This window comes from Sandaracinus amylolyticus (assembly GCF_021631985.1).
GTDB classification, from domain to species: domain Bacteria; phylum Myxococcota_A; class Polyangia; order Polyangiales; family Sandaracinaceae; genus Sandaracinus; species Sandaracinus amylolyticus_A.
The window spans coordinates 9156455-9169956 of record NZ_CP070225.1; the positions used below are offsets into that span (position 1 = coordinate 9156455).

Consider the following 13502-nt stretch of genomic DNA (forward strand, 5'->3'; position numbering starts at 1 on the left):
CACGAGTTCGGTCTTTCCAGCGCACGAGTCGGTCGCGTTATCCTCGCGCCCGATGTCGTACTGCCGTATCCGCGCGCTTCTCTTCATTTCGATCGTCGTCGCGCTGAGCGCGTGTGGCGACGACGACGATGGTCCTCCCGCGCCCGACGGCGGCACGCCGTGCGTGCTCCAGGGCGTCGACTGGTCGCACGCGACGGCGGGCGTGACCGTCGGCACGACGCGCGACGTGAGCATCGAGCTGCGTCGCGACTTCTCGTGCAACGACGTGTCGCTCTCGTTCGAGATCGCCGGCACCGGATCGATCGAGGCGCTGCCCGCCGATCTCGTGTTCGAGCCCCTCGGGACCTCGCGCTTCCCGCTCGAGATCACCGGCACCACCGAGGGCGTGCTCACCGTGACCGCGATCGCGACGAGCGAGGACGGGCAGCGCGTCGAGGCCGATCTCGAGGTCGCGATCACCGGCACGACGCTGCCGCAGTGCGAAGGCGAGGCGAGCGGGAACGTCGCGCCCGGCGGTGCGATCGAAGCCGCGAGCGGCACGCTGCGCGGTGCGGCGATCGGGCTCACCGAGGGCGCGTCGCGCGACGACGAGTTCCACGTCGACGCGTTCGACGTCGCGATCGGATGCGCGAGCGCGCCGATCCTCCCCGAGGGTTACCGCGCGCTCGGCCCCGCGGTGTCGCTGGCCAGCACGGCGGGCAAGACGCGCTTCCCGCGCGAGCTCGATCTCGCGGTGCCGATCCGCCTCGCGCTGCTGCCCACGCACGCGCATCGCGGCCACGTCGAGGTCGCGTACGTCGGGCCCGGCGTGAGCGCGCCGCGCATCGTGCCGATCGCCGACCCGGTGTTCGAGGGCAGCGCGGGCGATGGTGTGTTCCGCTTCCGCGCGCCGCGCCTCGGCACCTATCAGGCGGTGGTGCGCGAGGACGCGCCGCAGCGTCGCGATCGCCGCTTCGTCTATCGCGGCATCACCGGCGTCTCGATGGGTGGCAGTGGCAGTGGTCGAGTCGGGCTCGGCAATCCCGATCGATTCGACTTCGTCGCTCCGCTCGGTGGTCCGACGGATTGGCAATACATGCTCGAGTACATCCGTCGTTATCACCTCGGCGGGTTCTGCACGGAAGAAGAGCGCCAGTCGGGCACCGTGGACTGCAGCGCTGCCTCCCAGGATCGTGCGCCCGCGCGCGGCCAGTTCATGGAGCACGTGCAGCACTTCGAGAACTGGTGGTACGAGGACGCGTACGACGGTCAGGGCGGTCGCTTCGATCGCCGCGAGTACCTCGAGATCTTCCGCGATCTCTCGGCGATGTTCGGCAACGCGAACACCGACGCCGGCATCGACGAGGACGACCCCAACGTCGCGCCCCCGGGCACGCCCGACGCGGAGCGATATCGCCTCCCCGCCGAGCGCTGCGCGAACGTGATCCGCATCGAGCCCGAGCCGGTGGGCGGCGACGAGGTCGCGGCGACCGGCTGGTTCGACGACGAGTACAACCCCGAGGGTCGTTATCCGGTGATCAGCTTCTGCGATGGAGCGGAGATGCCGGGCGACACCGGACGGTGGAATCCCGAGGGCGACAACAACGCTCCTGCCGAGGTCGCCTATGCGGTCGACGTGAACGGCAATGGCCGTCGCGATCCCGGTGAGCCGGTGATCCGCAATGGCCGCGAGCCCTATCGCGACGTCGGGAGCGACGGAGCCCCGAGCCCGCTCGAAGAGGGCTACGACGCGATCACGAACCCCGATCCCGCCGGCGACGACTACGACTTCCAGTACAACCCGCTGGGCACCGAGGGGAACTGGGATCGCGAGGAGGGCGAGCCCTTCGACGACTTCGGGCTCGACGGAGTCGACGGCACCGCGCAGCTCGCCGACGGCGGCTACGACTCGGGCGAGGGCGACGGCGTGTTCACCCGCTCGCGCGGTGCGCAGCGCATGATCGACGCGTCGCCGCGCGGGATGCTGCGCGAGATGGACGATGCGACGGCGCGCGCGCAGGACGTGTTCGCCGACGGCGGCGTGCGCGACCTCTTCAACTGGGTGGTCATGGGCCACCACTCGATGGGCGCGTTCGCGTCGCGCGGCATCCCGGTGCGCTTCTTCAACGGGCACAACGCGCTCTATCTCGACGGGCGCGAGGACGACTTCGACTTCGCGCGCGTGCCGTGGAGCGAGATCGGACGTCACTCGATGGTCCGCTACGGATCGATCGACGCGACCGAGGCCGAGAAGGTGAACGGCGACGGCGGTCACGTCGGGACGGTGCTGCAGATCCAGCACCGACTCTTCGCCTCGCTCGCGGCGATGGATCGCCGGTGGCCGGGCGGCGATCGCGTGGTGGTGCGCGACTCGCTCTGCCAGACGATCGGAACGGGCTGCGAGCACGTGAACTCGATCGAGCTGGACTTCGATGCTCCCACCGCGCAGCGCCGCGGCCCGGTGACGATCATCCTGCCGCCCGGCTATTTCGATGCGCAGTACGCCGACTATCGCTATCCGGTCGTCTATTTCCTGCACGGATACGGCATGGAGCCGGGCGATCTGCTCGCGACCGGGCTCCTGCTCTGGAACTTCATGACCGATCCGCGACTGCCCGAGGCGCACCGGTTCCAGAAGGCGATCTTCGTGTTCCCCGACGGTCGGTGCCGCGGCGCGGAGTGCGTGAACGGGACGTTCTACACCGACGCGCCCGAGAGCACGCCGAACGGGCCCGCGATGGAGACCTTCCTGCTCGACGTGGTCGACTACGTGGACGCGACCTATCGCACCCGCGCGCCCGAGACGATCGAGGTCTGGGAGTGAAGGGCGCGATCGCGAGGGTGGGGCTCGCGATCGCGCTGCTCACGGTCGGCTGCGGTGACGACGACGTCGCCGCGCCGATCGACGCGGGCTCGCTTCCCGACGCGGGGCCACCGCCTCCGCCGCCGAGCGAGCCGGGGCGCCACGACGTCGAGGTGATCGACACGAGCCGTATCGTGCCGAGCGAGGGACTGCCCGCCGAGACGGCGGCGATGCACTCGAACAACAACCTCGACGTCGTGCGCTTCGAGGGCCGCGTCTACCTCGCGTGGCGCACCGCGCCCGATCACTTCGCGAGCCCCGAGGCGCGCATCCACGTCGTGAGCTCGGAGGACGAGCGGACGTGGCGACACGAAGCGTCGTTCCACGTCGGATCCGACCTCCGCGAGCCGCGCTTCCTGGTACTGCCCGGGACGCCCGCGCGCTTGTTCCTCTACGTCACGCGCCTCGGCACGAGCCGCTTCGACTTCGAGCCGCAGGGTGTGCACGTCAGCGAGCGCGCGAGCGACGGAACGTGGAGCGAGCTCGCGCTGCTCGAAGGGCTCGAGCGTCACCTCGCGTGGCGCACCCGCGTCGAGCGCGACGTGCCGTACATGACCGCGTACCTCGGCGGCGAGATGATCTACGACTTCGTCGACGAGCCGCGCATCGAGGTCGATCTGCTGACGACGAGCGACGGTCGCACCTGGACGCCGGTGAGCGAGGCGCGACGCAGCGTGTACGTCGGCGGCGGCAGCGAGACCGACTTCGCGCTCGCCGACGACGGCTCGCTCCACGGCGTGATCCGGCTCGAGGCGGGCGATGCGAGCGGCTTCGGATCGCGGGTGTGCAGCGCGCCCGCGGACGATCTCACGCAGTGGTCGTGCGTGACCGATCCTCGCAAGTACGACTCACCGCTGGTCTTCGCGCACGACGGCGAGATCTATCTGATCGCGCGCCGCAACGTGACCGAGACCGGCCACTACGATCTCATGACGAGCGGCGCGTTCGTGCGGCGCGTGCTCGACAACCAGCTCGCGTACTCGAGCGCGCCGAAGCGCTGCGCGCTGTGGCGCTTCGTGCAGGGCGAGCAGCGCATCGCGTTCGTGATCGATCTGCCGTCGCGCGGCGACACCTGCTTCCCCGCGATGATCTCGGGCGCGCGCCAGGACGAGCTCGTCGTCTACGACTACTCGAGCGACGTCGAAGGGCCCGACGTCGACTGGAACGACGGACAGACCGGCGACACGTTCGTCTACCGTCACGTGCTGCGCTTCACCGCGCGCTGAGCCACGTCTCCAACGATCGGCTCGCCGGCGCGGGGCCCTGCCGTCCACGTGCTCCGCACGCTCCCGTGCGTGCCCCGCGCCAGCGAGCACTCCCGCTGAGCACCGAGGCGCGCGCCGAGCGTGCCGAGCACCGCGATGCCGATCACGTCGGCGGCGAGATCGCCGCAGTCGAAGCTGCGGGTCGGCACCCAGCGCTGCGAGATCTCCTCGAGCACCACGAGCGCGAGCACCACCGCGCTGCCGATGCGGATCGGCACGCGCGCGATCGACACGCTGCGCCCGCCGGTCGCGAGCTCGACGACGAGCGCGAGCAGACCGATGAGGACGAGGTGCCCGAGCTTGTCGCCGAGCGGCACACCGTGGACGAAGACGAGCAGCGGCGTGATGCGATCGGCGTCGGCGAGCACGACGAGCGTCGCGAGCGCGAGCGACACGATCGCTGCGAGCGCGATCGCGCCGCGTCGTTCGGTGTGCATCGCGGATCCTACGTCGCGAGGCGGTCGGTCTCTTCCCGTCGCGCACGAGTCGCCCCAGAGGGAATCAGGACGCGGCTCGCTCGGTTGCAACACGCACGAACCGAACGCCGCGCTCGCGCGTCTCACGTCGTCGGTCGCATCGACGCGCCACGGAGGTTTCGATGTCCGCGCTCCTCGCCTTCGACGCCACGCTGCAGCGTGCTCTCCTCGATCTCGTCGTCGCCACGCTGTGGGCCGACGGCGAGGTGGCCGATCGCGAGATCGCGGCGGCGCGCGGGGCGCAGATCGCGCTGGGCCTGGTGCATCCGAGCGAGGATGCGGCGAGCGCGATCGGTCTCGGCCCGAGCGAGACGTGGCGCACGCTCGCGGGCGCATCGGATCGCGAGCGCCTGCTCGCGTACGCAGCGGCGGTGTGGACCGCGCTCGCCGATCGTGTGATCGATCCCGGTGAGTCGCGCTTCCTGCGCGAGGTGCGGCACACGCTCGCGCTCGACGACGGCGCAGTGCGGTTCGCGGACGCGCTCGCGCGCTGGGTCGATGCCGACGCGCGCGGTGCATCGCTGCCCGCGCACCGCTCGTTCGCGCAGCTGCTCGTGCAGGGCGCGCGTCGGGTCGCGCAGGTCGAAGCGCGTCGCGCCGCGGCGTGAGCGGTCGCGGGGTTTCTCGGCCCCCTTCGCCGGATTCCCCTTGACTGGTCTGTAGAATCGGCGCCCGAGGGGTGTCGCCGATGCTTCGATCTCGTGACCTTGCTTGTGTGGCCGCGCTCGTCGCGTCGCTGGTTCCATGTGCATCCGCCTCGGCGCAGCGCTGCCTGCCCGGCGACACGGACGACAACCCGGCCCAGAACCGCTACTGCGGCACCGATCTCCGCACCGGGTTCGGCGGGATGGCGGGCTTCGGCACGAACACCAGCTGCCTCTCGCAGAACGACGACGGCAGCTCACCGCCGATCGACATCCGGCCCTACTTCCCGATGGGCCTGCGCTTCTTCGATCGCACGCACAACCAGATCTACGTCAACACCAACGGCAACATCACGTTCAGCGGCCGCGTCCGCACGTTCACGCCGAACCCGTTCCCGGTCGCGAACCAGCCGATGATCGCGCCCTTCTGGGCCGACGTGGACATCCGCAGCGCCGACGGCTCGTGCGGGGAGTTGGTCGGCCAGACGTGCACCGAGTGCGCGCCGTGTCAGCCGTTCACCAACAACCAGGTGTGGTGGCACTTCGAAGAAGGCCTCGCGGTGTTCACCTGGGACGAGGTCGGCTACTTCGACTGCGGCGCCGATCGCCGCAACAGCTTCCAGCTGATCCTCGAGGCGGCCGACGTCTGCGGCGAGAGCGCGGGCGACTTCAACGTCGAGTTCCGGTTCAACCGCTGCGAGTGGGACACCGGCACCGCGAGCGGCGGCACGGGCGGCTTCGCCGCGCTCGACGGACGCACCTGCACGACCGATGCGGATTGCCCGTTCACGGTGATCCCGCTGCGTCCTGCCGGGCAGTGTCGAGCGGGTCGCTGTCAGACCGGCACCGCCGCGCAGTCGGGCTTCGACGCCGGCAACATGACGAACTTCTTCGAGATCCTCGGGTCGCGCGCGACCCAGACGATCAACCGTCGTCTGTGCGAGGAGTCGAACGTCGACATGCCCGGTGTGTGGCGCTTCCAGCTGCGCGGCGGCGCGGTGCAGTGCCCGACCGCCGGCCAGGAGTGCGACACCGAGATGGAAGGCGCGTGCGCTGCGGGCCGCATCTCGTGCGCGTGCAGCGGCGCGTCGTGCACGACGTCGTGCGTGCCCCAGGTGACGCCGCGCGCCGAGCGCTGCAACCAGCTCGACGACGACTGCGACGGCAGCGTCGACGACGAGGACGAGGGCGCGCTCTGCGCGTCGGGCCAGCGCTGCGTCGACGGCTCGTGCGTGGGCACGTGCTTCGAGGGCGGATGCCCCGCGGGCTTCACCTGCACCGAGACCGGCTGCGTCGAGAGCGCGTGCGTCGGCGTGACGTGCCCGCCGGGTGAGCGCTGCCGCGGCGGTGAGTGCGTCGATGCGTGCGGCGGCGTGACCTGCCCCGCGCCCACCGTGTGCATCGGCGGTGCGTGCGTCGACACCTGCGCGAGCGTCATGTGCGACGAGTGCACCGCGTGCGACGACGGCTCGTGCGTCGCGCGCTGCGATCTCGGTGGCTCGTGCGGTACCGGCGAGGAGTGCCAGGCGAGCACCGGACGCTGCGTGCCGAGCGGATGCGCGACGGTCTCGTGCAGCCCGGGCATGGTCTGCCGCGCGGGCGCGTGCGTCGATGCGTGCGTGGGCGCGACGTGCCCCGAGGGCGAGGTCTGCCGCGCCGGCGCGTGCGTCGCGATGCCGCCCGAGGTCGATGCGGGCACCCCGCGGCCCGATGGCGGCGTCGGCGGCGTCGACTCGGGCACGCCGATCAACCCGCTCGACGCGGGCGCGACCGAGCCCGACGCGGGCCGCCGCCGTCGTCCGCCGAGCACCGGCGATGGCTGCTGCACCGTCGCGGCGGGCGCGGAGCGTGGTCGTCAAGACGGCGCGCTCGCGCTCTCGATCGTGATCGGGCTCGCGGCGATCACCCGCCTGCGTCGTCGTCGTACGATGCGCGGGTGAGCCGACCGACGATCGAGCGAGAGGACGCGTCGCGCACGCCGCGCGGCGCGTCGGCGATCACCTTCCCACCGCGCTTCCTCTGGGGCACCGCGACCTCGTCGCATCAGGTCGAGGGCGAGCAGACGCAGAGCGACTGGGCGGCGTGGGAAGCGCGGCGCGGGCGCATCCACGGCGGCGATCGCGCGGGGCGTGCGTGCGAGTGGTGGGCCGGTCGCGCCGAGGAGGACTTCGAGCGCGCGCGCACGATGGGACACGGCGCGATCCGTCTCTCGCTCGAGTGGAGCCGGCTCGAGCCGCGTCCCGGGGTGTTCGACGAGGCCGCGTTCGATCGGTACGCGCGCATGCTCGAGAAGGCGCGCGCGATCGGGCTCACCACGATGGTGGGCCTCGACCACTTCACGCTGCCGTACTGGCTCGCGGTGCGCGGCAGCTGGCTCGCCGAGGAGGCGCCCGATCGCTTCGCGCGATATGCGGATCGCTGCGCGCGACGGCTCGGGGATCTGGTGCCGCTGTGGACGACGCTGAACGAGCCGTCGGTGCTCGCGTTCATGGCGTACGTCGGCAAGGCGTGGCCGCCCGGGCTGGGCAACCCGGTGCTCGGCGCGCGGGCGCTGCGCGCGCAGCTCGTCGCGCACGGCGCCGCGTACCACGCGGTGCACGACGCACGTCGCGACGCGCAGGTGGGCCTCGTGCTCAACCTGCCTGCGATCGATCCCTACGACTCGACGAGCGCGCGTGATCGTGCGGTCGCGACGGCGCAGGACTGGGCGTTCAACGGCGTGGTGCTCGACGCCCTCGCGCACGCGCGGCTGCGCTTCCCGCTCGCGCTGCGCGAGGAGAGCGCGCCGGTGCTGCGTGGACCGAACGGACCGGCGCTCGACTTCGTAGGGCTCAACTACTACGGGCGATACCGCGTGCGCTTCGATGCGCGCCATCCCGCCGAGCTCTTCGGTCGTCGCGACGCGCGCGAGACCGTGCACACCGAGTCGAACGACTGGGGCGAGATCCACCCCGAGGGCCTCACGCGCCAGCTGATGCGCCTCGCGCGCGCGTTCCCGCGGATGCCGCTCTACGTGACCGAGAACGGCATGTTCGATCCGAGCGACACGCGCCGTCCGAGCTACCTCGTGTCGCACGTGCGCGCGGTGCACGACGCGATCGCGCAGGGCGCCGACGTGCGCGGCTACTTCGTGTGGTCGCTGATCGACAACTTCGAGTGGGCGGAGGGCTGGTCCACGCCCTTCGGTCTGCTCGCGCTCGACCGCACGACGCAGGCGCGCACCGCGCGTCGCAGCGCGGACGTGTACTCCGCGATCTGCCGCGCGAACGGAGTGAGCGATGCCCTCGAAGCGTGAGCCCGAGGAGACGCGCGCGTTCGCGTCGCGCGAGGCGTGGCGCGAGTGGCTCGAGGCGAACCACGTCACGTCGCGCGGGCTCTGGGTGCGGCTCGCGAAGAAGGGCGCGGGCACCGCGTCGATCACGTACCCGGAGGCGCTCGAGATCGCGCTCTGCTTCGGATGGATCGACGGGCAGAAGAAGGGCGATGGAGACGCGTGGTGGCTGCAGCGCTTCACGCCGCGCGGGGCGCGCAGCATCTGGTCGAAGATCAACCGCGCGAAGGCCGAGGCGCTGATCGCGAGCGGTGCGATGCGCGAGGCGGGGCTGCGCGAGGTGGAGCGCGCGAAGTCCGACGGACGATGGGACGCGGCGTACGACTCGCCGAGCACCGCGAAGATCCCCGACGACCTCGAGGCCGCGCTCGCGAAGAGCGCGAAGGCGCGCGCGTTCTTCGCGAAGCTCGACGCGACGAACCGCTACGCGATCCTGCATCGCCTCCAGACCGCGAAGAAGCCCGAGACCCGCGCCCGTCGCATCGAGCAGTTCGTCGCGATGCTCGAGAAGGGCGAGAAGATCCACGAGCGATGACGCTCGTGACATCCTGTGCGCGAGGGGACTGCGCATGCGTCTGAACGTGAGCTTTCCGCCGCCCGGGTTCTTCCTGAACGATCCGCGCCTGGTCGTGAGGCTCGGCGAGCGGATGCTCTACGACGGGAGCTTCCGCGACGGGTTCTCGGTGAGCGTGGAGATCGAGCCGGGCGAGCACGTGCTCGAGACCGCGATCCATCTCGCAGGCAGCGCGCGCACCCAGCGCTTCGAGCTCAAGCTCGACCCTGCATCGGGCTATCACCAGGTGACGGTGATCGACGCGAAGCTCACGTACAGCCGGCTGAGCGGCAACTTCGACAAGCGCGTCTCGCTCTCGACCCGCGGCTGAGTCCCAGCGGGAGTGCTCGTCCCGCCGGTCCCGGACGGGAGCGGGCGAAGCTCGCGGACGGTATGGACCGGCGGGCGAGCCGACTTTTCGACTCGCTCAGTCGCGTCCGTCGCACTCGCGGGCGCGCAGGTTCGCGTCGCGATTGCCCGCGGCGTCGACCGCGCGGACGACGACGTCCACGCGATCACCGGGCGCGACCGTGACGACCTGCGAGGTCGCGCCGGGCGCCGTGATCGCGACCGGGCGCGAGAGGTCGAGCGCCGTGTCGCGAGGACCGACGAACACCTGATAGACGATCGCCTCGGGCGGAGAGACGTCGTCGACCGCGGGGCGCCACGACACGACGCACTGGGTCGGCGACGGCGACTCGGTGTCGCGCGCGCCCTCGAACACCGGCGCCGTGACGTCGCGCTCGGGAGGCGGCGGCTCGCAGCCGCAGTCGATCACACACGACCCGCACGACTCGCTCACGCCGCACGCGCCGTCGCCGCACACGTCGCACGCGCCGGCCGGGGGGCCCACCGGCGCGCCGCAGGTCGCGGGATCGAAGCGCGACTCGGCGCCCTCGTCGATCCACTGGCAGATGCGCTCGATCTCCGCGTCCGAGAGCGGCGTCCCGCCGAGCGGCATGCGCTCGCCGGTGAACGGGTCGGGCCCGATCTTCTTCCAGAGCAAGCTGTCGCGGCAGCTGCAGGGCTCGATCACCCGGCCCGAGGTGCTGCCCGCGAGCAGGCCGAGCAGGGTGTCGAGGCGCAGGCCCGCCGCGGGATCGGTCGCGCCGTGGCAGCCGGTGCAGCGCGCGTCGAAGATCGGCTGGATCTCCTCGCCGTAGGCGACGTTGGGCGCGAGACCGCTCTCGCACGCGTCGGTGCACGGGCCGCAGTCCGCGGGGCACGACGCGCAGTCCTCGCCGGCTCCGCACAGCGCGTCGCCACACACCCCGGGCGTCGGCGGGGGCGCTCCGCCGTCGTCGGCCGGGGCGGGGCAGCCCTGTCCTGGACAGCCGCTCGGGCCGGGGATGAGCTCGACGCGATCGAGCGAGCAGCCGAGGGCCGACGTCGCGCCGAGCGAGATCAGGAGCACGCAGATCCGGTGATGCATGAGTCGAGATCCGCGGGCCTCGTTCATCGAGGCCGCACGGCTCGCTCAGCACGGATCAGTCCACCGCGGAGGACGCCGAATTCTCTAGCGAATTCCAGGGCTCAGAGCCGCGCATGCGGTGCTCCCGGAGCGCGTCGCGCTCCGGGATCTCCAGGCCTCACTCGGCGTCGGCGGGGACGCTCGACCGCGCGCTCCGACCGAGGCGCGACAGCAGCGCGCGGGTCTCCTCGACCACGCGCGCCGCGAGCGCCTCGTCGCGGCTCGTCGCCGACCCCCGACGAAGGCTCCCGTCGGCATCGAGGAACGCGCCGTTCGGGATGGTGTCCGCCGCGTCGCCGAGGAATCGCGCGACCACGCGGCCCGCGCGCTCCGGCGTGCTCCAGCCTCGAACGAGCCGCGCGAGGAGCGGCATCACGTAGCGCCACACCAGCATCGTGAGCGCGCCGAAGCCCATGTCGCGGGCGAGCCCGGTTCCCGGCACGAAGCCGGGGTTCATCGATGCGAAGCGCACGCGCGAGGCAGGGACCTCGCGGGCGAGGTGCCGCGCGACCAGCACGTTGCACAGCTTCGAGCTCGCGTACGCGTCCTGCCCCGGGATGCTCGAGCCGCCGGGCGTCCACCTCCCCGCGGCCGCGTCCTCCGCCGACAGGTAGCGCCCCCCGCGGAACCCCATGCGCCTGGCGAAGGGATCGTCGGGATCTTCCACGCCCGACGCCACGAAGAGCACCCGCGCGCCGTCGTCGAACGAGGGCAGCAGCGCCTCGGTGAGCGCGAACGACGCGACGTGGTTCACCGCGAACGTCGTGTCCACGCCGTCGCGCGTCCGGGTCGCGCGGATGTCCTGGACGCCTGCGTTGTTCACGAGCCCTCGCAGCGGGACCCGCCGCGACAGCGTCGCGATCGCGCCCGCCGCCCGCGCGACCGACGCGAGGTCGCCGAGGTCGCACTCCACGACCTCCGCGCCGCCGCCCCGCGCCTCCACCAAACCTGAAACATCCCTCATCTTCTCGCGGTCACGGCCCACCAGCACCAGCACGTTGCCGGGTCTTGCGAGCTCCAGCACGATACTTCGGCCGATTCCCGAGGTCGGCCCGGTCACCACGAACAGCCTCGATTCCGAAGAAACCTTCATGTTGCTCACGGAGAGAGATCTATGAGCGCGAGGAAGCGGCGACCATTCGCTTTGCGGATGCCGAGCGCGGGCGCGCTCGGCCCTCGGAAAGTCGCGCGACAGGCGCGCGCCGTCGCGACGGTGGAGGCGATCCACGAGGCGGCCATTCAGCTTCTGACCGAGGTCGGCTACGACGGGCTCACGACGACGCTGGTCGCGCAGCGGGCCGGGGTGTCGGTCGGGACGCTCTACCAGTACTACGGCGACAAGCACTCGCTCGCGGTCGCGCTGGTGCGTGACTACCTCGGGCACGTCGAGGCCGCGCTGCGGGGCGTGCTCGAGGAGGAGCGGAGCCTGCCGACGCTCGCGCGGCACCTGGTGCGGCGCTTCGTGACGCTCGAGATCGAGCACCGCGAGCTCTGCGGCGCGCTGCGCACGGTGTTCGTGCTCCCCGACGTGCAGCAGGCGCTCGCCGCGGCGACGGGCGCGATCACCGAGGTCCTCGCGAAGCGCATCGTGGACGCGAAGCCGGAGTGGCCGGCGTCCCGGGCGCGCGAGGTGGCGACCATGTGGTCGACGATGATCAGCGGCACGACGGGGGAGATGCTGGGGCGCTCGCCGCAGTCGCTCTCCGAGCCGTGGTTCGCGGAGGCGCTCGAGGTCGCGGTGCTCGCGCTGCTGCGGGGGTGACCGCGGCCCCGATCACGCTCGACTCGGTACCGCGCGAGCGAGACGTCGGGCAACGGGAGACCGGAGCTGCGCGAGCAGTCCGGTCTCGGTGCTCACTCGGCGTCGGCGGGGATGCGCGCCGAGAGCGCGATCGTGCCCGGCTTCGGCTGCGGGCCGCGCTCGCGCGTGCCCTGCACCGTGGGGTCGGGCGATGCGTAGGGGAGCATCGGCTTCATGCCCGCGTCGCGCAGGAGCTCGCGATCCGCGGAGACGTCGGGGTTGCCGGTGGTGAGCAGCTTGTCGCCGTAGAAGATCGAGTTCGCGCCCGCCATGAAGCAGAGGATCTGCGCCTCGCGCGAGAGCTCGGTGCGGCCCGCGCTGAGGCGGACCATCGCCTTCGGCATCACGATGCGCGCGGTGGCGATCGCGCGGACCATGTCGATCGGATCGATCTGGGGCTGGTCCTCGAGCGGCGTGCCCTCGACCGGAACCAGCGCGTTGATCGGCACGCTGCCGGGCTGGGGATCGAGCGCCGCGAGGGTGCGCAGCATCTCGCAGCGATCACGCGTCGACTCGCCCATGCCGAGGATGCCGCCGCAGCACAGCGAGATGCCCGCCTTCGCGACGTTCGAGATCGTCTTCAGGCGATCGTCGTAGGTGCGCGTGCTGATGATCTCGCCGTAGTGCTCGCGCGAGGTGTCGAGGTTGTGGTTGTAGGCAGTGAGGCCCGCGTCCGCGAGCTTCTTCGCCTGGTCCTCGGTGAGCATGCCGAGCGTCGCGCACGCCTCGAGGCCGAGCTCGCGCACGCCCTTCACCATGTCGACGACGCGATCGAACGCCGGGCCGTCCTTCACCTCGCGCCACGCGGCGCCCATGCAGAACCGCGTCGAGCCCGACTCGCGCGCGCGGCGCGCCGAGGAGAGCACTTCGTCGACGGTCAGCAGGCGCTCGGGCTCGACGCTCGTGTCGTGCTTGCTCGACTGCGGGCAGTAGCTGCAGTCCTCGGGGCAGCCGCCGGTCTTCACGCTGAGCAGCGTGCAGAGCTGGACCGAGTCCGGCGGATGGAAGCGGCGATGGACCATCTGCGCGCGGAGCAGGAGATCGGTGAGCGGGAGCTCGTGGATCGCGAGGACCTCGTCGAGGGTCCAGTCGTGACGGATCTCGGGTGACTGCATGGGT

12 protein-coding genes are annotated in these 13502 nt (G+C 71.5%); 8 read left to right on the forward strand and 4 right to left on the reverse strand.

All coding sequences use genetic code 11. The features are described 5' to 3' along the window. The first annotated feature begins 52 nt into the window (after positions 1-52). Positions 53-2803: a hypothetical protein gene (locus tag I5071_RS38890; RefSeq protein ID WP_236518448.1), complete on the forward strand. Its 2751-nt coding sequence runs from the start codon at positions 53-55 to the stop codon at positions 2801-2803. Further along, a complete protein-coding gene (locus tag I5071_RS38895; protein ID WP_236518449.1) occupies positions 2800-4068 on the forward strand; it encodes a hypothetical protein in 1269 nt (422 codons plus the stop codon). The genes I5071_RS38890 and I5071_RS38895 overlap by 4 nt, the downstream gene beginning before the upstream one ends. Here the strand turns inward: I5071_RS38895 and I5071_RS38900 are convergent. Continuing rightward, positions 4041-4544, reverse strand: a complete 504-nt coding sequence (locus I5071_RS38900; protein WP_236518450.1) for a VanZ family protein — start codon at positions 4542-4544, stop codon at positions 4041-4043. The two genes, I5071_RS38895 and I5071_RS38900, sit on opposite strands and share 28 nt — an antisense overlap. A gap of 161 nt (positions 4545-4705) precedes the next feature. Here I5071_RS38900 and I5071_RS38905 point away from each other — a divergent pair, with 161 nt between their 5' ends. From I5071_RS38905 to I5071_RS38925, 5 genes are all read left to right on the forward strand, one after another. Further along, the gene (locus I5071_RS38905; protein ID WP_236518451.1) at positions 4706-5191 is read left to right on the forward strand and encodes a hypothetical protein; all 486 of its coding nucleotides are present in this window, start codon (positions 4706-4708) and stop codon (positions 5189-5191) included. An 80-nt stretch (positions 5192-5271) separates the two neighbouring features. Then, positions 5272-7167, forward strand: coding sequence for a nidogen-like domain-containing protein (locus I5071_RS38910; protein WP_236518452.1), 1896 nt, complete (start codon positions 5272-5274; stop codon positions 7165-7167). Next, positions 7164-8522: a glycoside hydrolase family 1 protein gene (locus I5071_RS38915; protein ID WP_236518453.1), complete on the forward strand. Its 1359-nt coding sequence runs from the start codon at positions 7164-7166 to the stop codon at positions 8520-8522. The genes I5071_RS38910 and I5071_RS38915 overlap by 4 nt, the downstream gene beginning before the upstream one ends. Beyond that, positions 8506-9093, forward strand: coding sequence for a YdeI/OmpD-associated family protein (locus I5071_RS38920; protein ID WP_236518454.1), 588 nt, complete (start codon positions 8506-8508; stop codon positions 9091-9093). Before I5071_RS38915 ends, I5071_RS38920 begins: the two co-directional genes overlap by 17 nt. 34 nt (positions 9094-9127) lie before the next feature. Continuing rightward, positions 9128-9442 carry a hypothetical protein gene (locus I5071_RS38925; RefSeq protein WP_236518455.1) on the forward strand — a complete coding sequence of 105 codons (315 nt, stop codon included), beginning with the start codon at positions 9128-9130 and terminating at the stop codon, positions 9440-9442. 96 nt (positions 9443-9538) lie between these two features. On the opposite strand, the gene I5071_RS38930 is transcribed toward I5071_RS38925, so the two are convergent. Then, complete coding sequence (locus tag I5071_RS38930; RefSeq protein ID WP_236518456.1) at positions 9539-10543, reverse strand: c-type cytochrome domain-containing protein; 1005 nt, start codon at positions 10541-10543, stop codon at positions 9539-9541. Positions 10544-10700: 157 nt separating this feature from the next. Then, on the reverse strand, positions 10701-11675 hold the full coding sequence (locus I5071_RS38935) for an SDR family NAD(P)-dependent oxidoreductase (RefSeq protein ID WP_236607721.1): 975 nt from the start codon (positions 11673-11675) through the stop codon (positions 10701-10703). 57 nt (positions 11676-11732) lie between these two features. Here I5071_RS38935 and I5071_RS38940 point away from each other — a divergent pair, with 57 nt between their 5' ends. Then, on the forward strand, positions 11733-12344 hold the full coding sequence (locus I5071_RS38940) for a TetR/AcrR family transcriptional regulator (protein ID WP_236518457.1): 612 nt from the start codon (positions 11733-11735) through the stop codon (positions 12342-12344). 92 nt (positions 12345-12436) lie between these two features. Here the strand turns inward: I5071_RS38940 and bioB are convergent, their stop codons facing one another. After that, the gene (gene bioB, locus I5071_RS38945; RefSeq protein WP_329611110.1) at positions 12437-13498 is read right to left on the reverse strand and encodes a biotin synthase BioB; all 1062 of its coding nucleotides are present in this window, start codon (positions 13496-13498) and stop codon (positions 12437-12439) included. Between the last annotated feature and the right edge of the window lie 4 nt (positions 13499-13502).

Coding starts and splice junctions, on each gene's coding strand:
- I5071_RS38935 (WP_236607721.1), bottom strand. CDS start 11,675: ATGAAGGTTTCTTCGGAATCGAGGCTGTTCGTGGTGACCGGGCCGACC.
- I5071_RS38890 (WP_236518448.1), top strand. CDS start 53: ATGTCGTACTGCCGTATCCGCGCGCTTCTCTTCATTTCGATCGTCGTC.
- I5071_RS38900 (WP_236518450.1), bottom strand. CDS start 4,544: ATGCACACCGAACGACGCGGCGCGATCGCGCTCGCAGCGATCGTGTCG.
- I5071_RS38925 (WP_236518455.1), top strand. CDS start 9,128: ATGCGTCTGAACGTGAGCTTTCCGCCGCCCGGGTTCTTCCTGAACGAT.
- bioB (WP_329611110.1), bottom strand. CDS start 13,498: ATGCAGTCACCCGAGATCCGTCACGACTGGACCCTCGACGAGGTCCTC.
- I5071_RS38910 (WP_236518452.1), top strand. CDS start 5,272: ATGCTTCGATCTCGTGACCTTGCTTGTGTGGCCGCGCTCGTCGCGTCG.
- I5071_RS38905 (WP_236518451.1), top strand. CDS start 4,706: ATGTCCGCGCTCCTCGCCTTCGACGCCACGCTGCAGCGTGCTCTCCTC.
- I5071_RS38940 (WP_236518457.1), top strand. CDS start 11,733: ATGCCGAGCGCGGGCGCGCTCGGCCCTCGGAAAGTCGCGCGACAGGCG.
- I5071_RS38920 (WP_236518454.1), top strand. CDS start 8,506: ATGCCCTCGAAGCGTGAGCCCGAGGAGACGCGCGCGTTCGCGTCGCGC.
- I5071_RS38930 (WP_236518456.1), bottom strand. CDS start 10,543: ATGCATCACCGGATCTGCGTGCTCCTGATCTCGCTCGGCGCGACGTCG.